The organism is Zobellia russellii (assembly GCF_018728565.1).
GTDB classification, from domain to species: Bacteria; Bacteroidota; Bacteroidia; order Flavobacteriales; family Flavobacteriaceae; genus Zobellia; species Zobellia russellii.
Genome location: NZ_JACSOI010000001.1, coordinates 142,618 through 162,158, shown reverse-complemented (window position 1 = coordinate 162,158; position 19,541 = coordinate 142,618). Strand labels below are relative to the sequence as shown.

At 38.9% G+C, this 19,541-nt stretch carries 17 protein-coding genes and 1 tRNA gene; 10 read left to right on the top strand and 8 right to left on the bottom strand.

Annotated elements, in window-relative coordinates; all coding sequences use genetic code 11:
• Positions 1 to 58: 58 nt before the first annotated feature.
• Positions 59 to 2,329 (bottom strand): TonB-dependent receptor, encoded by a 2,271-nt coding sequence (locus H9565_RS00725; protein WP_215436250.1) that lies wholly within the window; start codon positions 2,327 to 2,329, stop codon positions 59 to 61.
• Positions 2,330 to 2,407: 78 nt separating this feature from the next.
• Between H9565_RS00725 and H9565_RS00720 the strand changes: the two genes are divergently transcribed.
• The 3 genes from H9565_RS00720 to H9565_RS00710 all read left to right on the top strand — a co-directional run bounded on the left by H9565_RS00720 (position 2,408) and on the right by H9565_RS00710 (position 5,321).
• Positions 2,408 to 3,064: a metal-dependent transcriptional regulator gene (locus H9565_RS00720; RefSeq protein WP_215436247.1), complete on the top strand. Its 657-nt coding sequence runs from the start codon at positions 2,408 to 2,410 to the stop codon at positions 3,062 to 3,064.
• A 1-nt stretch (position 3,065) separates the two neighbouring features.
• Positions 3,066 to 3,887, top strand: coding sequence for a ZIP family metal transporter (locus tag H9565_RS00715; RefSeq protein ID WP_215436244.1), 822 nt, complete (start codon positions 3,066 to 3,068; stop codon positions 3,885 to 3,887).
• A 204-nt stretch (positions 3,888 to 4,091) separates the two neighbouring features.
• Positions 4,092 to 5,321 carry a sensor histidine kinase gene (locus tag H9565_RS00710; RefSeq protein ID WP_215436242.1) on the top strand — a complete coding sequence of 410 codons (1,230 nt, stop codon included), beginning with the start codon at positions 4,092 to 4,094 and terminating at the stop codon, positions 5,319 to 5,321.
• A 22-nt stretch (positions 5,322 to 5,343) separates the two neighbouring features.
• Here the strand turns inward: H9565_RS00710 and H9565_RS00705 are convergent, their stop codons facing one another.
• Entirely contained in the window at positions 5,344 to 7,977 is a 2,634-nt protein-coding gene (locus H9565_RS00705; protein WP_215436239.1) for an MGH1-like glycoside hydrolase domain-containing protein, read from the bottom strand.
• Between the two features lie 229 nt (positions 7,978 to 8,206).
• Between H9565_RS00705 and H9565_RS00700 the strand changes: the two genes are divergently transcribed.
• The 3 genes from H9565_RS00700 (at position 8,207) to H9565_RS00690 (ending at position 9,607) form a co-directional block, all read left to right on the top strand.
• A complete protein-coding gene (locus H9565_RS00700; RefSeq protein WP_215436236.1) occupies positions 8,207 to 8,638 on the top strand; it encodes a hypothetical protein in 432 nt (143 codons plus the stop codon).
• A gap of 115 nt (positions 8,639 to 8,753) precedes the next feature.
• Complete coding sequence (locus H9565_RS00695; RefSeq protein ID WP_038237264.1) at positions 8,754 to 9,122, top strand: nuclear transport factor 2 family protein; 369 nt, start codon at positions 8,754 to 8,756, stop codon at positions 9,120 to 9,122.
• Positions 9,123 to 9,220: 98 nt separating this feature from the next.
• Positions 9,221 to 9,607 (top strand): DUF423 domain-containing protein, encoded by a 387-nt coding sequence (locus tag H9565_RS00690; RefSeq protein ID WP_215436233.1) that lies wholly within the window; start codon positions 9,221 to 9,223, stop codon positions 9,605 to 9,607.
• Here H9565_RS00690 and H9565_RS00685 read toward each other — a convergent pair.
• From H9565_RS00685 to H9565_RS00665, 5 genes are all read right to left on the bottom strand, one after another.
• Positions 9,604 to 11,073, bottom strand: a complete 1,470-nt coding sequence (locus tag H9565_RS00685) for a carboxypeptidase-like regulatory domain-containing protein (RefSeq protein ID WP_246560154.1) — start codon at positions 11,071 to 11,073, stop codon at positions 9,604 to 9,606. The two genes, H9565_RS00690 and H9565_RS00685, sit on opposite strands and share 4 nt — an antisense overlap.
• Before the next feature lie 209 nt (positions 11,074 to 11,282).
• A complete protein-coding gene (locus H9565_RS00680) occupies positions 11,283 to 11,432 on the bottom strand; it encodes a hypothetical protein (protein WP_215436227.1) in 150 nt (49 codons plus the stop codon).
• 1 nt (position 11,433) lies between these two features.
• A complete protein-coding gene (feoB, locus tag H9565_RS00675; RefSeq protein ID WP_215436225.1) occupies positions 11,434 to 13,671 on the bottom strand; it encodes a ferrous iron transport protein B in 2,238 nt (745 codons plus the stop codon).
• The gene (locus H9565_RS00670) at positions 13,668 to 13,913 is read right to left on the bottom strand and encodes a FeoA family protein (protein WP_215436224.1); all 246 of its coding nucleotides are present in this window, start codon (positions 13,911 to 13,913) and stop codon (positions 13,668 to 13,670) included. The genes feoB and H9565_RS00670 overlap by 4 nt, the downstream gene beginning before the upstream one ends.
• A 188-nt stretch (positions 13,914 to 14,101) precedes the next feature.
• The gene (locus H9565_RS00665) at positions 14,102 to 14,779 is read right to left on the bottom strand and encodes an SCO family protein (protein WP_215436221.1); all 678 of its coding nucleotides are present in this window, start codon (positions 14,777 to 14,779) and stop codon (positions 14,102 to 14,104) included.
• A 178-nt stretch (positions 14,780 to 14,957) separates the two neighbouring features.
• Here H9565_RS00665 and rseP point away from each other — a divergent pair, with 178 nt between their 5' ends.
• Positions 14,958 to 16,316, top strand: a complete 1,359-nt coding sequence (gene rseP, locus H9565_RS00660) for an RIP metalloprotease RseP (protein ID WP_215436218.1) — start codon at positions 14,958 to 14,960, stop codon at positions 16,314 to 16,316.
• 76 nt (positions 16,317 to 16,392) lie between these two features.
• Positions 16,393 to 16,466, top strand: a tRNA-Asn gene (locus H9565_RS00655).
• Between the two features lie 211 nt (positions 16,467 to 16,677).
• On the opposite strand, the gene H9565_RS00650 is transcribed toward H9565_RS00655, so the two are convergent.
• A complete protein-coding gene (locus H9565_RS00650; protein ID WP_215436216.1) occupies positions 16,678 to 17,244 on the bottom strand; it encodes a VOC family protein in 567 nt (188 codons plus the stop codon).
• A gap of 307 nt (positions 17,245 to 17,551) precedes the next feature.
• On the opposite strand from H9565_RS00650, the gene H9565_RS00645 reads away from it, so the two are divergent.
• On the top strand, positions 17,552 to 18,451 hold the full coding sequence (locus H9565_RS00645; protein WP_215436213.1) for a 3-keto-disaccharide hydrolase: 900 nt from the start codon (positions 17,552 to 17,554) through the stop codon (positions 18,449 to 18,451).
• Positions 18,452 to 18,480: 29 nt separating this feature from the next.
• The gene (locus tag H9565_RS00640; RefSeq protein ID WP_215436210.1) at positions 18,481 to 19,479 is read left to right on the top strand and encodes a LamG domain-containing protein; all 999 of its coding nucleotides are present in this window, start codon (positions 18,481 to 18,483) and stop codon (positions 19,477 to 19,479) included.
• Positions 19,480 to 19,541: the final 62 nt, after the last annotated feature.

The window sequence follows — 19,541 nt, the reverse complement described above, 5'->3', positions numbered from 1 at the left end:
CTAATATAGAATCGTTACTTTTTCAAAAGTAGCGATTCTACTCGAGCGTATTTTATTTTTAATTGATGCGATACCTCAAACCAAAAAATCCTCGAATACCTTGGTTGGGGCCATATACGTAAGATGGGCCAAAAGTTAATGCATTAGGATTGTTGGGTGTTGCCACCACATTTCCGTTGGGGTCAAAGGTGACATTCTTGTCAAAAGGGTCATGGGCGCGGGCGATGATAAAGGGATTGCCGCGGTTGGGAGTCCAATCTAATAGGTTTTTGATTCCGCCATAAAATTCAAAATTTTCAAGGCCCTTCCAAGTAAACTGAATGTTTTGAATGCTCCATGTAGGCGAATAATCGCTTCTGGGGTCGCTTTTGCCAAGAGTGGGTAAACGCATGGGGCCATAAACATTTCCGGTATAATCTATTGATAGGTCTATGTTCTTAATTTCATATGATGCATTCCATGTTCCCGTGAAGCTTTCGGTTAATATTTGACGTTCCTTAACCCCGTTTTCGGTTTGACTCACATCTTGAAGCGTGGCACCCAGTAAGAACTTAAATCCACTGGGAAAAGAAAAATCAACATTGGCGCTTACTCCCTTTGAAACAGATTTTCCATTAAGGTTGTCGTAAATGATTTTATTCGGGTCCGTATCATAATCGGGTAAAATGGCATTGCTAAAATTCGTGTAAAATACCGAAGCATCTATGCTAACAAAAGTACCATTGTCCGCATATATTTTTTTAAGGTAATTTAGATTCACGTTAAATGATTGTTCGGGTTTGAGTTCTTCCGTTACGACAACATCACGGGCACCTGTTAGCGCGGCATGTTCTTCGGTAAATAGGTTCACGACCCTAAAACCTGTGCCTGCATTAAGACGTATGATATCATTATCCGTAATTTTAAATCTATAAGCTGTTCTTGGGGTGTAAATGCTGCCATGCCTCTTGTCATAATCATAGCGCATGCCCAATAAAAGGGAATGTTGTTTGGCCAATGAAATTTCGTCCTGAATGAATAAGCTAGGTATGACTACTTCGTCTACGGAAGTGGTTGCTGTGGTATTGTCATCGTAATAATTATAGCGTATGGCTGAACCAATTAGGAGGTCATGAGACCCTAAGGACTTATCCCAAGTAAACTGGCCAAAACCTATGCGCTGATCAGCAATATAGGGCGTATCTCCGTAAACGGAGTTTTGACTGTGGTCATTATATGAGAAAGAAAAAAGCACTTTTTCCTTAATAGGTAGTTGATACTTTCCTAAAACCTCCCATCTACGGGTGTAGATACTTTCCCCATAAATTTCATTGCCCCCTCTAAATTCCGGAGTCCATTGCATTTCACCGCCCCAGCGGTCTTCATAGAAAAATCGCCCTGCAAGAGAGAAAATACGGTTCTCTTTTCGTTGAAAGTTCCATTTTTGAAATACAGAAATACGATCTTGTAAAGTTAGGTCGGTAAAGTTGTCACCGTTATTATCAATTGGGTTATCGTAATTAAAGTAGTTGATGCCTAGAAGCATATCGGTCTTTTTTCCCAAGTTAATTTTGGCCCCAACATCAATGTTAAATTCACCCCAGCCGGTTACAAAGGCATCTGCGAAGAAATCAGGGGTCTCTAAGGTGTTTTTAGTGATAATATTGATTAATCCTCCCACTGCTTCACTGCCGTAAAGTGTAGAGGCAGGCCCTTTAATAATTTCAATCTGTTCTATGAGCGAATTGGGTATTCCGGAAAGACCGTAAACCGTACCTAAGCCACTAACAATAGGCATTCCGTCTATTAAAACCAAGGTGTAAGGGCCCTCAAGTCCGTTAATGTGAATATCACCCGTATTACAAACATTACAATTGATTTGCGGGCGTACGCCATTAACGTTTTGTAGAGCTTCAAAAATGCTGGCGGTGGGGTTCTTTTTTAGAAAAGTAGGACTGTAAACTTCTACAGGAACAGGGCTTTCCGATCGGCTAACTGCCTTTAGGGTTCCAGTTACCACCATTTCTTCTAATTGCTCGGAAGCCGGATTTATTGTTATGTCAAGTGTTTTATCTTCGTTGTTTTTGAAAGTAACCTTTGTGGAGAAATCTTGATATCCCAATACCGAAACCTGCAATTTGTAAGTCCCCGCAGGTATATTCTTTAAAACATAAGAGCCATCTTCTAATGTAGAAGTGCCAATTTTGGTGCCTTTTAGATAAATGTTTGCGAACGGAACGGTCTCACTGTTATCCGAAATGGTTCCGGCAATTGTATTGTTTTGGGCATATGCGAGTCCGGTTATCAGGAAACATATGAAATATAGACTCGGCTTTAAATTTATTTTCATCAGCTTAAACTAAAATTTAGACAAAACTAAATATTTGTTTTTGGATATAAAAATGTATTTTTGTGTGATTGAAATTTTATGACACTTTCAGAAGAAGATTACATAAAGGCCATTTATCACCTGGGAAAGGGTGAAAACAGCTTGGTTTCTACCAACGAGGTAGCGGAACAGATGAATACAAAACCCTCTTCCGTTACGGATATGGTGAAGAAACTTTCTGATAAGGGAGTGGCCAACTATAGGAAATACAAAGGTGTCTGCCTTACGGAATATGGCCAGAAGGTAGCGCTTACCCTTGTGCGGAAGCATAGGTTGTGGGAGGTTTTTTTAGTTGAAAAGTTGAATTTTGCTTGGGACGAGGTACATGAGGTGGCTGAACAATTGGAACACATTAAAAGCGAAAAATTAACGGATAGACTGGATAAATTACTTGGTTTTCCTCAGGTTGACCCACATGGAGACCCTATTCCTTCTAAAAGTGGCGAGTTTAAGAAAGCGGTAAAAAAATTGTTAAACGAGGTACCTGTTGGTGCAAGTGGTACATGTGTTGGTGTAAAAGATTCATCAGCCCCATTTCTTAAATTTTTGGATAAAAATAAAATAGCCTTGGGAGATACCATTTTGGTAATGGAGAGGGAAGAGTTTGACGGGTCGTTGCATATTCAGGTCAAAGGAGATGATATTCGAATTTCGGACCAAATTGCAGCAAACCTGTATCTTAAAATAACAGAATAATATGCAAGAGATTATTACTTATTTTGAATCTATTGATCCCGTTTTAGCGGCTTTTTATGCTACGCTTTTTACTTGGGGCCTGACTGCAGCTGGTGCAGCTTTGGTTTTTCTTTTTAAAGGTATGAACCGTGCGCTCTTGGACGGTATGTTGGGCTTTACCGGAGGTGTTATGGTGGCGGCTAGTTTTTGGAGTCTGTTGGCTCCGGGTATAGAAATGAGCCCTGGCGAGGGTTTTGTAAAAGTGATTCCCGCCGCTGTTGGGTTTCTTTTAGGTTCGTTCTTTATTTTTGGTTTAGATAAGGTGCTGCCCCATCTGCATATCAATTTTAAGGAAAGCGAAAAAGAAGGAATTAAAACCCCTTGGCACCGTACTACCTTGTTAACATTGGCAATTACACTTCATAATATTCCTGAAGGTTTGGCCGTAGGTGTATTATTTGGTGGTGTTGCCGCTGGTTTTGAAGGCGCTAGTATTGGAGGTGCCGTAGCTTTGGCCTTGGGAATAGGTCTACAAAATTTTCCTGAAGGTTTTGCGGTGGCAATGCCATTACGAAGACAGGGGCTGAGTAGGACAAAAAGCTTTATGTACGGGCAAGCTTCCGCAATTGTTGAGCCCATTGCTGCTGTTTTGGGAGCATGGGCGGTTTTAACTTTTCAACCTATATTGCCGTATGCTTTGTCTTTTGCAGCCGGGGCGATGATTTTTGTTGTAGTTGAAGAGGTCATACCAGAAACCCAGCAAGATAAGTATACAGATATAGCCACAATGGGTTTTGTTGCGGGATTTATTGTTATGATGACCTTAGATGTTGGTTTGGGATAACTGCTCCGTTGGTGCTTCGGTTTCTAGTTATTAGCAAAAATAAATGCTTACTTGGCGCGTACGTTTCGCATTATTATGTTAAATGTAGGAATAGTTCTACGTTTATTTTTTAACTTTAATCTTCTATAAGATTCGCGAATGAATTCCGTTTAGATTAAGGACCGTTATTCTATTGATATCCTTGGTCTGTAAAAACTTGCAATTATGATAGCCCCCAAAAATCATGACCGTGAAGCAGAGCGTCTTGAGCTTCTTGAGTCCTATGCTATTCTGGATACACAGCTAGAGGAAGATTATGATAATTTGGTTTTACTGGCTTCCGAAATTTGCGGAACACCTATTTCTGTAATTACCCTTTTAGATAAAGATAGACAGTGGTTTAAAGCGCATCATGGTTTAGACGTAAGTGAAACGGAAAGAAAGTATTCCTTTTGCGGCCATACAATTCATGAACCGAGCAATTTATTTGTAATTGAGGACGCAAGAGCTGATGAGCGTTTTCATGATAACCCCATAGTTGTGGGCGACCCCAATGTAATTTTTTACGCCGGTGTTACCCTTAAAGGAGCTAGCGGATTACCATTAGGAACACTTTGTGTCATTGACCATGAACCAAAACAGTTAACAAAAAGCCAGCTAAGTGCTTTAAAGATACTTTCCGATCAGGTAATGAACCTGCTTAATCTTCGTAAGAAGAAAATGGAGTTGGAAAAAGCAAATAAAGATTTGCAACTCGCGAATAGAGAACTAGATAATTTTGCTGCCGTGGCGGCCCACGATTTAAAATCTCCTTTAAATAATATCATTACATTGTCTAATTGCTTAAAAGATGTGTATGCCCCTAAAATGGATGATGAGGGCAAGCAAATTATTGGATTCATAAAAAGTTCTTCGGAAACACTTAAAAAGTTGATAGAGGGCTTGTTGAGTTACAGTAAATCCGGTCAGTACAAAATGAAGGATAAGACCAACATACAATTAGCCGATTTGCAGCAAACCATTAACGAACTTTTTGGTGGTCAAAAGGAATGTTCTATAAATGTAACGAGTGAACTGACTGAAATCCGTGCCAATAAAGTTGCCGTTGAGCAAATTTTGATAAATCTGATAGCTAATGCTATCAAGTATAATGATAAGCCCAAGATTAAAATTGATTTGCTAATTAAAGAAGAGAATGGATTTTATGAATTTGCAGTAAAGGATAATGGTCCCGGTATTCATAAGGATAACCAAGAAAAAATCTTTAAGATATTTGAGGTTGTATCAGAGAAGGACAGATATGGGGAAAAAGGAACGGGAATTGGTTTGGCTACCGTAAAAAAGGTTGTAGCAGGCTTAGGAGGTAGCATACATGTTACATCCCAAGTTGGCGAAGGCGCAACTTTTACCTTTACCATTAAAAGCCCTATTGTTCTAGAGTCCTCTCTGGCTTAATTCGGTTCCTTTAATGCCTAGCTTATCTATTGATTTCTTCAATTAGGTTGGCTACCAATGCAGTCCAACCGGTTTGGTGAGATGCTCCTACACCACGACCATTATTTCCATCAAAATATTCATAGAACAAGATAAGTTCTTTAAAATGCTCATCGGTATATTTTTCTTTTTCCAATTCGTTCACGGGTCTATTTCCGTTTTCGTCCTTTCTAAAAATACCAATTAGTCTTTTACTTATTTCAAATCCTATCTCTTTCAAGTTGAGCTGGTTGCCGCTTCCTGTAGGGTAGTCAAATTTTAAATTATCCTCAAAATGATTATGATATTCCTTAAAAGAACTTATAAATAAATAGTTCATAGGCATCCATATAGGTCCGCGCCAGTTAGAGTTTCCTCCAAACAAATCTGTTGATGATTCTGCGGGCTCGTAATTTATACCGTAGGTTGAGCCATTAATCTCTATCTCATATTTGGTTTCATGAATTTTGGATAAGGACCTAATGCCATAGTCACTTAAAAATTCAGATTCATCCAATATACTGTGAATAAGTATACTTAACCGTTCTTGGGGAACTAAGGATAGCAGCACGTCCTTATCTGGGCTAAACTCCTCAATAACTTGATATTTTTGAGTTTCCATACGGTAAGTACGGTACCAGTCCATACTGGCTTTGAACCTTGGTAACTTATCCAGACATTCTTTTCTAATATTTAAAACTGCCGCTAACGACAAAAGACCTGATATGGAACGCACCTTAATTGGAATTTTTTTACCATCTGGCAGAATAAGAGTGTCATAGAAAAAACCTTCTTTTTCATCCCAAGAACTCATGGAGCCCTCGGTAATTTTGTTCAAGGCTTCGGCTATAAAAACAAAGTGCCCAAAGTATTTAAGGGCCATATCTTCAAAAGTATCATCATGAATGGCAATTTCAAGGGCCATTTCCAGCATATTCAAACAGTAAAGCGCCATCCAAGAGGTGCCATCTACCTGCTCCAAGATACCGCCACCGGGAACACCGTTACTACGGTCAAACACCCCAATATTGTCCAAACCTAAAAATCCGCCTTCAAAAACATTGTTGTTCAGGCTATCTTCCCTATTTACCCACCATGTAAAGTTTAGGGCTAATTTGTTGAACATCCGTTTTAAGAAACTCAGGTCTCCCGTTCCTGTCTTGCGCTGTTCCATCTGGTATATCTGAATGGCCGCCCACGCTTGAACGGGTGGGTTAACATCGCTAAAATTCCATTCGTAGGCAGGTATCTGACCATTTGCGGCCATGTACCATTCCTTAGTGAAAAGCAAGAGTTGTTTTTTTGCAAATTCATGGTCAACCATGGAGAACGTAACGCAGTGGAATGCTGAATCCCATGCTGCAAACCAGGGGTATTCCCAAGCATCTGGTATGGAAAGAATATCATGGTTTCTAAAAGTTGTCCAAGTACTGTTACGGCCATGTTTCCTTTCTTGAGGGGGCGTGGTGCCCGGGTCGCCGTTCAGCCATTGTTCTACTTCGTAGTTGTAATATTGTTTTGTCCAGAGTAAGCCTGCAAAAGCTTGTTTTTGAATTTCTCTTTCTTCCTCGGAAGATTTTTCGGTTATTGAATTCAAAAACTCATTGGACTCCTTTATCCTTTCCTCAAAAACCGATTCAAAGGAATCGTCAATAGGTGAGTTGATATCCTGTGTTGAAAGCCTTAATCTAATCGTTTTGGTTTCACCGGCAGCTATATTTAACTCGTACATGGGGGCACACTTGGTGCCTTTGGTATTTTTTTCCGCCAGCGAGAAATCACTATTTATCACGGCATCATGAAATAGGTCTTTTTTAAAAGGATGCTCGTTGGTGCCGTTAAAGACGCGTTCCATATTGGTTTCGTTCTCTGTAAAGAGCAGTCGGTCCGGAGCATCAAAATAGAGATTGTACTTGCCCACGTAACTGTGGTCTATACTTAGGTGGGGAGCTTTTTTGTTTCCTTTTTTCTTGATGACCGGTTTTTCTTCCATGCCGGTAAAACTCCAAAAATTCCGTATCCAAATAGTTGGTAGAACCACTGCTAATGCTTCTTTAGGCCCACGGTTACTAACGGAAATCTTTATTAAAATATCCTCTCCTTTTGCCTTGGCATATTCAGTATGAACATCAAAATATTCATTATTGTCAAAAATTCCCGTATCCAGAAGCTCAAATTCGGTATCATGCTTCCCCCTTTTTTGGTTTTCCGCTACCAATTGATTGTAGGGAAATTCATTTTGAGGGTATTTATAGAGATGTTTCATGTACGAATGAGATGGTGTGTTCTCTAAATAATAGTAGAGTTCCTTAACATCTTCGCCATGGTTTCCCTGCGGACCGGTAAGCCCAAAGAGACGTTCCTTTAAGATGGGGTCCTTACCGTTCCAAAGCCCCACCGAAAAACAGATGTTGCAATAACGGTCAGAAATACCGGCAATACCATCTTCTCCCCAGCGGTAGGTTCTACTCCTGGCATGGTCATGTGGCAAATAGTTCCAAGCATCTCCGTTAGCACTGTAGTCTTCACGTACCGTTCCCCATTGACGTTCACTTAAGTATGGCCCCCATTTAAGCCAATCTTTTTTCTTGCTATAATGGTCTTCCAGTCTTTGGTTTTCTTTGGTATTTTGGGTCATAAACAAATAATATGAAACATGTTAATAGTCTGGGGTAGCAATTCTCTTAAACTGCTTTGAAACGATAAACTAAATTAGGTATATAAAGAGGTCTTAGCAAGTGCTAAACGCTCTTGGGAATAAAATATTAAGCGCTATCCGAAATTTTCACCACTTTTGTGCGTTCATAGAGTAATTGGTACTGGTATAGAACACTTACCAAGCTACAAAATGAAAAATTACTACTGACATGCAGAAAAAAGGACATGTATTCTGGAATATTTTGGGCGTACTAACGGTGATCATTTGTCTGTTCGCCTTTGTTCTTCATTTTAAAAATTGGACTAAAACAGACGCTACCGGTTTAAGGGTCGTCTCAGGGTTTTATTGGCAAGAAGTTCCGTTTTCCGCTTTAGACAGTGTAGACCTTGTACCTAAAATTCCGCCCATGGTTCGTCTTAATGGTTTTTCTGCGTTGGAAAAGGAGAAAGGGATTTTTCAGGAGTTCAAGGATTCGCTTACGGACAAAAAGGTGTATGTCTATGTAGATAATTTAGAAAATCAAAAAATCAAGATTGTGCATCATGATTCCTTAAAGCTCTTCATTAATCTTAAGGACTCTATAGAAACCCAGCAGTTGTTCAATTTACTTTCCGGCAAATTAGCGGTAGAACCCAACTAAATTAACGCAATTCGGTTCTTTTTTAAGATTAACATCAGTTTAAATTATTTCTAGTGTTTTGCTATTCAGAGGTCTGTGTTGTATTTTGTTGACATAATCAATAAAACAAACAGTTATGGAAACAAATGAAATAGCTTCAAAATTAGTAGCATGGTGCAATGCGGGTGATTTTGAAAAGCCGTATCAAGAATTGTACAGCGATAAAATCGTTAGTATTGAAAACGATGGAAAGGCCGAGGGCGCTTATGTTGAAGGCTTTGAAGGTATTAAGAAAAAAGGGGAGTGGTGGCAAGAAAATTTTGAGGTACACAGTAGTAAAGCTTCAGATCCAGTGGTAGCGGACAATTGGTTTTCCGTAAAGTTTACCATGGATACGACCCATAAACCATCTGGACAACGTTCTACCATGTCCGAAATAGCCGTATATGAAGTTCAGGATGGCAAAATTGTAAAAGAGCAGTTCTTTTATGATGATAAAGGATAAGTCAATATAGAAGTTTACAAGCTATAGGGCCGCTCAACTATTGAGCGGCTCTTTGTTTTTAGAAAGACCAAGGCCTATCTTTGTTTTAAAATGTATTTATGGTTCTATTAGCTCAGGTTCTTGGCGCGTTATATGGTCTTTTAGCAGTAATATTTGGTGCTTTTGGTGCTCACGCTTTAAAGAAATTGCTTTCTGAAGACCAGCTTAAAAGTTTTGAAACAGGGGTTAAATACCAAATGTACCATGCCTTGGTACTGCTTTTAATCGGTTTCAATTTTAATATGGATGTTGTCTCTCAGCAATATATGGTGTACTGTTTTGCTATTGGAACTTTCCTTTTTTCTTTCAGTATTTATGCTTTGGTGATCAGTTCTGCAAAAGGAAAGAAAATGCGGTTTTTGGGCCCAATAACTCCGTTGGGCGGATTATTACTGGTCTGTGGTTGGGCACTGTTACTGTTTAGTTTTATTGGAAACCTTGTCTAATTTTCTAGTTGTACTTCCGAAGTAAATTCTTTTATGGCCTGATTGGGTTCTATAATGTCATAGCCTTTCCAAAAGTTAGGGTCATAGTCTGGCATATAGGTTGGTAAAACACCGGTTTTTTCCTTAAAGGCTTCAAATTGCCCGGAATTGATTGGTTCCTCGTCAAAGACTATAAGTTCATATTGATTTATGTTCCCAAAGGCAGCATCAACTTTTAGGGCCAATTCATTCTGTTTACGTCTGCCTTTTACGTTCTTATTTTTCTCAATGATGGTCAGCGGTCTTTTAAAACCGGCCCTTATACCCTTTATAATGTTGTAGTATCGTAAATGGTACTTCTGGTCAGCTCCTTTATCGAACAGAATACTTCCTTTTGCCAAATATTCGTTCACGGAAACCCCAAGGAGTTTAAAATCACGAAGCGATTCCGTATTCTCAAAATCCATCCGAATCAATGCAAAATCATCCGAATTGATATAGAGCATTCCACCAAATTCCGGAGAACCATCGGGTACAAACCGGATAACATAAACGGCTTGGTCACCTAGGTACGTGTGGTTTTCGAGCGTAAGTTCATAGCGTCTAGGCTTGAAAATAACATTGTAATCCGTATCATCAAAAATGGGAAGATTCTCAAAAAGGTTGCCCAGTGTTTTGCGCTTGTATTCCAAGAAAAATTCACGGCGCTCCTCTTTCTTTTTCTTTTCTTCCTCAAGCTGTTTGTTTAGGGCGGCAATATCCGTAGAATCTATCTCTTCCTTAAAAATATCGCCCATGTCTTCGGCATCTACCTTGGTTCCGAACAATCCCGATTTCACTTTAAAATAAGAATCGGTTTTAATATTTTCTTTTACAATTTTATTGAACTTTTCCTCCAAGAGTTCAACATCTAGCTCCTTACTTTTGTCATAAAGCTCAGAAGCTTTTATAAGGTCTAGTTTTTGTTCATCAGCATCATCTGCACCATAGAGATCGCCCAACATCTCGGTGTAATAAATATTGTTTTTGGGAATGGTCTGAATAACACTATCCAAGAAATTCTTGTTGAAAGCTTCAATGGAAGATTTCTTAATTTCATATTGGGTCTTGATGATATTATTCTGGTAGGTTTCCCTTAGAAAAAGTCTTTTTTTAGAAAATTGGGTGATGTAATTTTTTTGTATGTTTTCCTCTACCAATTCAATAATTTCCCTTGGGGTATAAGTTTTATTGGAAACGATAACTTCCCTTAATTCTATAGCCTTTGGCCTTAAGTAAATGAGGCTGTCCGTAAATTCGGAAATGGGTTTGCCCATAGATTCGTAACCAATGCACGAAATAAAAAGTGAATCTGTGGCCTTAATATCATCCTTTAGTAGAAACTTGAACCTGCCCTCTTCATTGGTAATCATTCCTTTGTTGTTCAATTGGACCGTTGCATACGGAACAGGCTTTTTTGAAACGGAATCGACAATTACTGAGGTCAAGCTTTGTGCATGTTGCACGGTAGATGAAAAAAGAAAAAAAGCGAAGAGGTAAAAAAATGGTTTTTGCATATTCACGGCTAATGGCTATTCAAAAAAAGCAATAGCATTTGAAGTAAGAACGGTTTTTTTGATTTATTTAATACCAATTTATTCTTTTATTAACGAATAGACTTACAACAAGGGTAAGGTACAGGAAATTTTTCTAAAAATTAATGGCAGCCACAACCATCTTGTCCGCAAGCTTTGTTGCTGCTTTTTTTACTTGAAAACAATGCTTTTGGCAAAAGGAATTTCTTGACCAAATAACCTACGGAGATTGCTAAAACAATATAAACCAATATGGGTTGAAGTACACTCATCTTATTTTAATATTTGATAGGCAACTAGAGCTACAATATAAGCAAAACTGCTCATAAATACCAATTGTGCCGCGGGCCATTTCCAAGTATTGGTTTCGCGTTTTACCACCGCCAAGGTACTCATACATTGCATGGCGAAGGCATAGAACAGCAATAATGAAATACCAGATGCCAAATTAAATAATGGTTTCTTGGTTTTTGGGTTTATTTCTGCTGCCATTCGGTTTTGGATGGTTTCTTCCTGATCGTTTCCAACGCTGTAAATAGTGGCCAAAGTACCCACAAATACTTCGCGTGCGGCAAAGGATGTAAGTACCGCAATACCAATTTTCCAGTCATAACCCAGTGGGTGTACAATAGGTTCAATAGCCTTCCCCATATAGCCCATATAAGAATTCTCTAGCTTGTAGCTGGATATTTCTTGGCTAAGTGCCCTCTGCTCAAGTAGGTTCTGTTTTTGGGCAAGTGAATCGGTCAGGGCGGTATTATCTATACGATAGACATTGTTCCTTATACTATCTTTTAAAGCTGTTTTGTAAGCGGATAGGTCATTGGCAATACTAACTTGATTAAAATCCGAGAATCCTTCGGTTTTAACTCGGTTGGATACAATTTCGTCTGCATTGTTAAAATTATCGCCATAGCCATTGGAGCCTAAGAACCAAAGTACTACGGATATGGCCAAAATTATTTTACCGGCACCCAAAACAAAACTTTTGGTCTTTTCCCAAACCGTATAGGCAACGTTTTTTGGTAATGGCAGCTTATAGTTGGGCATTTCTACCACAAAAAAGGACCTACCCTTAATCTTTAAAATTTTATTAAGTATTAAAGCGGATATAATAGCTGCCCCAAAACCTAGTAGATAGAGCAACATAAGAGTCAAGGCTTTGTAACCAAAGCCCAAGAAACTACCTTCAGGTATTACTAGGGCAATAATAATAATGTAAATGGGAAGCCTTGCCGAACAGGTTGTAAATGGCGTAACAAGAATAGTTATTAATCGCTCTTTCCAATTTTCAATGGTTCGGGTGGCCATTACCGCGGGTATGGCGCATGCCGTACCGGACATTAGGGGCACAACACTTTTACCGCTTAGGCCAAAGGGGCGCATCAGACGGTCCATTAGGAACACCACACGGCTCATATAGCCCGTTTCTTCCAGCAAAGAAATGAACAGGAAAAGAAATGCGATTTGCGGAATGAACATGGCTATACCACCAATACCCGTTAGTATACCTTCTGCAATGAGGTTGGTAAATACACCGGGAGGCAAAGTGTCCTTTACCCACGAGCTGGCGGAGGCAAAAAATGTTTCGATGAGGTCTTGAGGGTAGCCACTCCAGTCGTAAATACCTTGAAATATAACCAGAAGGATGGCAAAGAAAATTATATATCCAAAAACCTTGTGGGTTAGAATCTTATCCAGCGAAGCCCTAAATCCTTTGGCTATGGCCAAATCTACTTTGTAGGTCTCTTTTAGAATGCCGTTTATAAACTGGTACCTTAAAATGGTTTCCTTCTGCTGCAAGCGCTTCAGTTCTGATTTTGATTTGGTAGCAAAAGAAGAGGCATCTTTGAACAGTTTTTTCTCAATGGGCATAAAATTTACGTCTTGCGTAATCACAAGCCACAACTTATACAGGTCCTCATTAGGAAAAGCGTCCTTTAATTTTTTAAAATACCCAGGGTCAATAACCGTAATATCTACATTTTGTTCAGTTGAAAGGTTTTTATAATCGGAAATGAGTTCTTTCAGCTTGTCAATACCAATGCCCTTTCTGGTGCTCACCAAGGCAATTTTGGTATTCAACTTTTCTTCCAAAAGCGGAATATCTACGGATATACCTTTGCGGGACATACGATCTGCCATGTTAATGACAAGAATGGCCGGTATTTTAAGGTCTTTTATTTGCGTGAATAGAAGAAGGTTTCTCTTCAGGTTTTCTACATCGGATACGACTATGGCCACATCTGGGTGGTTCTTGTCATTTTTGTTCAGTAGAAGTTCTACGGCAACACTTTCGTCCAAAGAAGTAGTGTTCAAACTATATGTTCCCGGTAAATCCAGTATATGTGCCTTTACGCCTCTGGGAAGCTTGCACACACCCTCCTTTTTTTCAACGGTGATACCTGGGTAATTACCAACTTTTTGTTTTAAACCGGTAAGTTGATTGAAAACGGAAGTTTTACCAGTATTGGGGTTTCCTATAAGGGCAACGTTAATTTGTTTGCTCATAGAACGGAAGTGTCTTCTAAAATTTCCAGCTCAATGAGCTGTGCGGTCTCACGCCTAATGGCAATATGGGAGCCGTTTACATTTACATAAATAGGGTCTTTAAAAGGGGCTATTTGGACCAATTCTATCTCGTTGCCGGGCAAACAGCCCAATTCTAACAATTTAATGGGTAGGGAATCGTCAGAGAATTCTTTGATGATTCCCTTTTGTCCTTTTTTTAGCTGTGCGACCGTTATTACCAACGTTTATTTAGATTGATTATAAGTAAGGCAAAAGTAGCATAATTTATCCTAAAAGCCGTGTGTTGAATCCCAAAAAATCATAAAACTTTAGGATGTTTGCGTGCTACAGTGGCCGATGCGGAAAATGGAGAGGCCCGTAAGTTGAATACAAGAATATACTTTTCGGAATTTGGTATTGCCCCTATAGTTTATTCTTCTTGGTTAGGCGTCATTAGAATTTTTAAATCGGCCATCAGTTTTTCAACCTCTTCTTCATTGGTACCATCATAAAAGCCGCGAATGCGCTTTTTCTTGTCCACTAGAATAAAATTTTCGGTATGGATCATATCAAAAGGTCCGCCATCGCCATCGTCTTTTACGGCTAGGTATGATTTACGGGCCAACTCGTATATCTGTTTTTTATCGCCCGTAACAAGGTTCCATTTAGAATCATCTACACCTTTTTCTATTGCATATTTTTTTAGTTGTGCTACAGAATCTATCTCCGGTGTAACTGAATGTGATAGCAACATTACGTCATCAAAACCCTTAATTCTTTCCTGTATACTGGCCATATTCTTGGTCATTATGGGGCATATAGTTGGGCAGGTGGTAAAAAAGAAATCGGCAATATAGATTTTGTCGTTGTAATCGGCTTGGGTTATATTTTTTCCATTTTGGTTGATCAACGAGAAATCTGCAATGGTATGGTATTTTCTTTTGTATTGAAGCGTACTGTCAACCAGTTCCGGGTTAACCATGGTAGGTTGGTAAATTGTTAGGATTTTGGGGGGTTGCAGGGCGTTATAAAACAAATACATGATTACCGCAGAGAGCCCCAATAACACGAGGCCAAAAAATTTATATTTGGCAAAGAATGTGCGCATAATCTTTTTGGTAAAGATACGTTAGTCAGTACAAGCATTCAAGTCCTAACTGCTAAGAGCGCTGCTAAATGTTTCTTAAAAATAAATGGCGGTTATCAGTAATTTTTTTTAAGCGGCCGTAAAAGTGTACTTTTGTCGGCTGAATTCAATAAGAGTTCATTAATTATAGAAAACATAGATGAGTCCGTTCCTTATTAAGGCCATACAATTTTTTTTAAGCCTTTCACTATTAATAGTGCTTCACGAAATGGGGCATTTTATCCCGGCAAAATTATTTAAGACCCGTGTAGAAAAGTTCTACCTATTCTTTGATGTAAAGTTCTCGCTTTTCAAAAAGAAGATAGGCGAAACCGTTTATGGTATTGGGTGGCTTCCTTTAGGAGGTTATGTAAAGATTTCCGGTATGATAGACGAAAGTATGGATACCGAGGCTATGCAAGAAGAGCCAAAGGAATGGGAATTTAGAAGTAAGCCGGCTTGGCAAAGACTTATTATTATGTTGGGCGGTGTTACCGTTAACTTTGTTTTGGCATTGGTTATCTATATTGGTATGGCCTATGCTTACGGAGATCAATATATTCCGGGAGATAGTTTAAAAGACGGTGTTCATGTAACGGAAAAGACCATTGGTGATGAACTTGGTATTGAGACCGGAGATAAAATTGTTGCGGTAGACGGCCAAAAGATAAAGGACTTTAATACGGTCTTTATGGACATTATTAATGGGAGTAGCATTACTATTGAACGAGACGGACAAACCATTGAGAAGGAAATTCCTGTTGATTTCATAGCTACTTTAATTGAGGATAAGGACCGTGCTAGGTTTTTGGGACCACGTATCCCTTTTGTTATAGCCGAAGTTTCTCCCGAGTCCCTAAATAAGGATGCCGGACTTGAACCAAAAGATGAAATAGTTGAGATTGCCGGAAAGAAAATATCATATTTTGATGAGGTAAAGCCTATTTTGGAGCAGTATAAAGGCGAAAAAATTAACCTGACCGTTGTTCGTGACAATAGCGTTCGTAAAGTTGTACCGGTAGTAATAAATGACTCTGCCCAAATAGGAGTGCGCCCCGGTATGGTTTCTATGGACGAAATGGAAAAAAGAGGTCTTTTACGTTTAGAGACCGAAAAATATACGTTTGCCGAATCTATTCCTGCAGGGATAAATAAAGGGGTAAATACCCTTACGGGATACTTGAAGCAATTGAAAAAGATATTTAACCCAGATACGGGAGCATACAAAGGTGTGGGTGGTTTTGCGGCCATTGGCGGACTTTTTCCTGAAACATGGAACTGGGAAGTGTTCTGGGGCACAACGGCTTTCTTGTCCATTATGTTGGCCGTTCTGAACCTGTTGCCAATTCCAGCTTTAGATGGGGGGCACGTTATGTTTTTGTTGTACGAAATGGTTTCCGGGCGTAAGCCAAGCGATAAATTTTTGGAATATGCACAAATGATAGGATTCTTTATGTTGCTGGCTTTGATACTGTTTGCCAACGGAAATGACCTATATAGATACTTAATGGGAAAATAGATTGCAAAATTTATTTGGGACAATAAAAAAAACAATTATATTTGCACCCGCTTAGATAAACAAAGCGAAAATATTTTCCTCCTTAGCTCAGTTGGTTAGAGCATCTGACTGTTAATCAGAGGGTCCTTGGTTCGAGCCCAAGAGGGGGAGCAACAAAAAGCTAGTCGAAAGACTGGCTTTTTTTGTTTGTGATGGTTTTTATTGGGTTTAAGTCCAATTAAACCATTGGTTACTACTCTTCTGAAAAGCTAACTTGTATGCAATTATTTAATGCTTGAACCCTAAGTAAGACGCATAAGAAAAGGTTCTGATGTTTTTATATCATCAGAACCTTTGTTTGTGTTAGGTAATTTTGTTTAAATCAATCCCAACCGGAAAGGCCAATAATTTCGCCATTGGGTCCTACAAAAAATGTGTATTTGTCACGAGCGTAATTTTCATTTTCCAGTTCGTAACCTTCTTCTTTTAGCTTATCGCCAATTGGGACAATGTTGTTTACTTTTAGCATAAAGTGGTTGTGGTTGGTGTTTCCTATGGGACCTATGGTATCTATAAATTCGGGAGCTGTTAGTGATAGCCCAATAGTCAAATCATCGGCCTTTAGTTTCATTACAAGCATTCCTTCAAGTCCAGGTCCGTGAAGTACTTTGGCATCGGCCATTTTAAATCCCAATATTTCACGGTATAACTTTAGGGTCTTTTCAAGCTCCAATACGTGCACACTAATGTACTTTAAACCTGTAACCCTTGCTTCTTCCGTACTAGCTGCCTCAATGGCTTTAGGAGACGAATCTGATGTTTGTGCAAAGCCGTAATTAGTGCCTGCTAATACAAAAGCTACTAAGAAGCAGATTTTATAAAGTGAATTTAGTGAACTGTGGTTTTTTTTTGTTCTGTGACTAGTAGTAGCCTTCATAATAACTTTCATAATAAATATCGTTTTGTTAAAACTATGATATTATATGATAATCTTAACCTCAATATAGCTTAACAAAAACTGAACATTTGCAATGTTCAAGACCTGCAACCATAGACATTTTGCACTGCGCTTCAATAAAAACTGAACAATTAATTATTGGTCGGAAATTCACAGGTTATGGTAAATATTTCTTTGTAAAATTACAATACATGCATGCTTTGTGTAGCCCTAAAACATGCTTGTCAGAATGGTTTTGGCCGTTTGAAATCAGCTGAAAACTTAATAGGGTAAACGGCAATAACCAACAATAAATAATATGAAACATTTTACACTTTATTTACCACTTTTCTTTCTTGTGATTTCCTGTTCTGAGGTAAAAAATGAGGAACAAAAAAACCCTGAAGAAACATACGAGTGGGAAGAATTAATAGATAAGGATTTAACCCAGTGGGACAATTATTTGAGCTATCAGCACCAACCCGGTTACGACGGTTCCGTACCACTAGATGAAAATGGGGAAGAAATAGCTCCGATAGGTTTAAACAATAGCGACTATACCGTTTTTTCAACGGTGAAAGAGGGCGGGGAAACCATTATCAAGAATACGGGAGAATACTATGGTTGCCTGATTACTAAAAAGGAGTATAAGAATTATCATTTTCAGTTAAAGTACAAATGGGGAGATAAAAAATGGGCCTACCGAAAAGATTTATTGAAAGACTCTGGAATATTGTACCATTCCGTGGGGCCAATGGCTGTTGAGTACTGGCGTTCATGGATGCTTTCTCAAGAATTTCAGATAATGGAGGGGCATACGGGAGATTTTTGGAGCCAGGCTAATTCTGCCATAGATATTAGGGCGTACAAACCGGAATCTGTTTTGGATCCATTGGCGCATGAGTCACAGGAGTATTTACCAATTGGTATGGGTAGTCCGTATAACAATTATTGTTTACGAAGCGGAAATTATGAAAAACCACATGACGAGTGGAATACGCTTGAGTTGATCTGTTATGAGGGTAAAAGTCTTCATATCGTAAACGGAGAGGTTGTTATGATTTTGAAGGACTCAAGATATATAGATGAAAACGGTAAGGAAGTGCCGTTGATCCAAGGGAAAATTCAATTGCAAAGCGAAGCTGCAGAGGTGTTTTTTAAAGATATCAAGATAAGACAGATTGATTCGCTTACACAGCAGCAAAAAGCGCTTTTCTAAATTAAGACAAATTATAAAGATAGTATCATATGAAGATTAATGTGTTTCTGGTATGTAGTATTATAAGTGCATTTATTGCGTGTTCGTCAAATTCTGACGATGATGAAGAAATGGATAAAGGTCCTGAAAACCCCATGCAAGTAGATGATAAGGAGGAAGACAAGGAAGATGAGATAGCACCTTTTCAACTTTCTGATTTGGACTCTGATTTGCCTTCGTTTGTTTCTGTAGTTGATGATACCCCGGAGGGAATGGAGTGGGTAAAGGTGGAAGCCATGTCCGATGAATTTGATTCATGGGACGATGACAAGTGGTTTAATTCTTTTTGGAACTACGGAAACACCCCGGTTTCTATGCGAAGTGAAAACTCTAGCGTGGTAGACGGCAAACTAAATATTCAGGCCACGTTGGATGAGGGTAGTTCCCAATGGTTTCAAACGGCAAGAGTTCACTCCAAAACTAAAATAAGTTATCCTATGTATACGGAGTGTAGTATGAAAACCTCAAGTATTTCTGCGTTCAATACGTTTTGGCTGAACAATGGCGATATTGATGATAGGGATGAGATAGATATTGTTGAGAGCAATGCAAACCCAACTCCTGAGTGTAGTAATCAAACTACGAAACCAAGTAACTACCCGTGGGCTCCGTGGGATTTCCCAACGCAGATGAACTCACAGTATTTTATTGCTAAAAATGGTGTTACGGAAAGGCATGAGGATAATTTTGATACGAGAATGTTATCGGATGCAAATCCTAACAAAGGAAAAACGTGGGATGAAACCTACCATATTGTTGGTGCTTGGTGGAAAGATGCTAGAACTGTTCAGTTTTATTTAAATGGAGAGCCAGCTGGTGTTGTTACCACTAACCAAGACTTTACAAGAGAGCTAGAGTTAATATTTGATCTATGGACATCTGAAGAGTGTTATTTGGGAGGTTTACCACAAAAGGAAGAGCTAAATGACGATTCTAAGAATACCATGCGTGTAGATTGGGTACGCACTTGGAAACTTGAAGAGAAATAGTAATACTTAACCTATTGGCATAGGATTATGTTTTAAATATAATGTGCAGAGTTTGTTTAAAT

What these genes read in the sequence shown, in the direction of transcription:
- H9565_RS00725 (WP_215436250.1), bottom strand. Translation starts at nt 2,329, where the DNA reads ATGAAAATAAATTTAAAGCCGAGTCTATATTTCATATGTTTCCTGATA.
- H9565_RS00645 (WP_215436213.1), top strand. Translation starts at nt 17,552, where the DNA reads ATGAAACATTTTACACTTTATTTACCACTTTTCTTTCTTGTGATTTCC.
- H9565_RS00700 (WP_215436236.1), top strand. Translation starts at nt 8,207, where the DNA reads ATGCAGAAAAAAGGACATGTATTCTGGAATATTTTGGGCGTACTAACG.
- H9565_RS00690 (WP_215436233.1), top strand. Translation starts at nt 9,221, where the DNA reads ATGGTTCTATTAGCTCAGGTTCTTGGCGCGTTATATGGTCTTTTAGCA.
- feoB (WP_215436225.1), bottom strand. Translation starts at nt 13,671, where the DNA reads ATGAGCAAACAAATTAACGTTGCCCTTATAGGAAACCCCAATACTGGT.
- H9565_RS00715 (WP_215436244.1), top strand. Translation starts at nt 3,066, where the DNA reads ATGCAAGAGATTATTACTTATTTTGAATCTATTGATCCCGTTTTAGCG.
- H9565_RS00680 (WP_215436227.1), bottom strand. Translation starts at nt 11,432, where the DNA reads ATGAGTGTACTTCAACCCATATTGGTTTATATTGTTTTAGCAATCTCC.
- rseP (WP_215436218.1), top strand. Translation starts at nt 14,958, where the DNA reads ATGAGTCCGTTCCTTATTAAGGCCATACAATTTTTTTTAAGCCTTTCA.
- H9565_RS00710 (WP_215436242.1), top strand. Translation starts at nt 4,092, where the DNA reads ATGATAGCCCCCAAAAATCATGACCGTGAAGCAGAGCGTCTTGAGCTT.
- H9565_RS00705 (WP_215436239.1), bottom strand. Translation starts at nt 7,977, where the DNA reads ATGACCCAAAATACCAAAGAAAACCAAAGACTGGAAGACCATTATAGC.
- H9565_RS00720 (WP_215436247.1), top strand. Translation starts at nt 2,408, where the DNA reads ATGACACTTTCAGAAGAAGATTACATAAAGGCCATTTATCACCTGGGA.
- H9565_RS00640 (WP_215436210.1), top strand. Translation starts at nt 18,481, where the DNA reads ATGAAGATTAATGTGTTTCTGGTATGTAGTATTATAAGTGCATTTATT.
- H9565_RS00695 (WP_038237264.1), top strand. Translation starts at nt 8,754, where the DNA reads ATGGAAACAAATGAAATAGCTTCAAAATTAGTAGCATGGTGCAATGCG.
- H9565_RS00650 (WP_215436216.1), bottom strand. Translation starts at nt 17,244, where the DNA reads ATGAAAGTTATTATGAAGGCTACTACTAGTCACAGAACAAAAAAAAAC.
- H9565_RS00665 (WP_215436221.1), bottom strand. Translation starts at nt 14,779, where the DNA reads ATGCGCACATTCTTTGCCAAATATAAATTTTTTGGCCTCGTGTTATTG.